1 rRNA gene (running past one end of the window) is annotated in these 1,213 nt (G+C 55.6%); it reads right to left on the bottom strand.

Annotation, left to right across the window (positions count from 1 at the left end):
* Positions 1-32: 32 nt before the first annotated feature.
* Positions 33-1,213: ribosomal RNA gene (locus tag AC0693_RS38605) — 23S ribosomal RNA — on the bottom strand (it continues 2,233 nt past the right edge of the window).

The raw sequence follows: 1,213 nt of genomic DNA, 5'->3' as shown, positions 1-1,213 counted from the left end.
CTTCAGAACTAACACAGTGGACGCGAGCAACTGAGGACAAGCCCTCGGCCTATTAGTACCAGTCAGCTCCACCCGTTACCGGGCTTCCACATCTGGCCTATCAACCCAGTCGTCTACTGGGAGCCTTACCCTCTCAAGGAGGTGGGAATACTCATCTTGAAGCAGGCTTCCCGCTTAGATGCTTTCAGCGGTTATCCCTCCCGAACGTAGCCAACCAGCCATGCCCTTGGCAGGACAACTGGCACACCAGAGGTTCGTCCGTCCCGGTCCTCTCGTACTAGGGACAGCCCTTCTCAATATTCCTACGCGCACAGCGGATAGGGACCGAACTGTCTCACGACGTTCTAAACCCAGCTCGCGTACCGCTTTAATGGGCGAACAGCCCAACCCTTGGGACCGACTCCAGCCCCAGGATGCGACGAGCCGACATCGAGGTGCCAAACCATCCCGTCGATATGGACTCTTGGGGAAGATCAGCCTGTTATCCCCGGGGTACCTTTTATCCGTTGAGCGACAGCGCTTCCACAAGCCACTGCCGGATCACTAGTCCCGACTTTCGTCCCTGCTCGACCCGTCGGTCTCACAGTCAAGCTCCCTTGTGCACTTACACTCAACACCTGATTGCCAACCAGGCTGAGGGAACCTTTGGGCGCCTCCGTTACTCTTTAGGAGGCAACCGCCCCAGTTAAACTACCCATCAGACACTGTCCCTGATCCGGATCACGGACCGAGGTTAGACATCCAGCACGACCAGAGTGGTATTTCAACGGCGACTCCACAACCACTGGCGTGGCTGCTTCAAAGTCTCCCACCTATCCTACACAAGCCGAACCGAACACCAATATCAAACTATAGTAAAGGTCCCGGGGTCTTTCCGTCCTGCTGCGCGAAACGAGCATCTTTACTCGTAGTGCAATTTCACCGGGCCTATGGTTGAGACAGTCGAGAAGTCGTTACGCCATTCGTGCAGGTCGGAACTTACCCGACAAGGAATTTCGCTACCTTAGGATGGTTATAGTTACCACCGCCGTTTACTGGCGCTTAAGTTCTCAGCTTCGCCACACCGAAATGTGACTAACCGGTCCCCTTAACGTTCCAGCACCGGGCAGGCGTCAGTCCGTATACATCGCCTTACGGCTTCGCACGGACCTGTGTTTTTAGTAAACAGTCGCTTCTCGCTGGTCTCTGCGGCCACCCCCAGCTCACGGAGTAA

It is taken from the genome of Streptomyces sp. NPDC043876 (assembly GCF_056435825.1).
The sequence above is the reverse complement of the archived record's forward strand: the minus strand, read 5'-3'. Positions and strand labels throughout refer to the sequence as shown.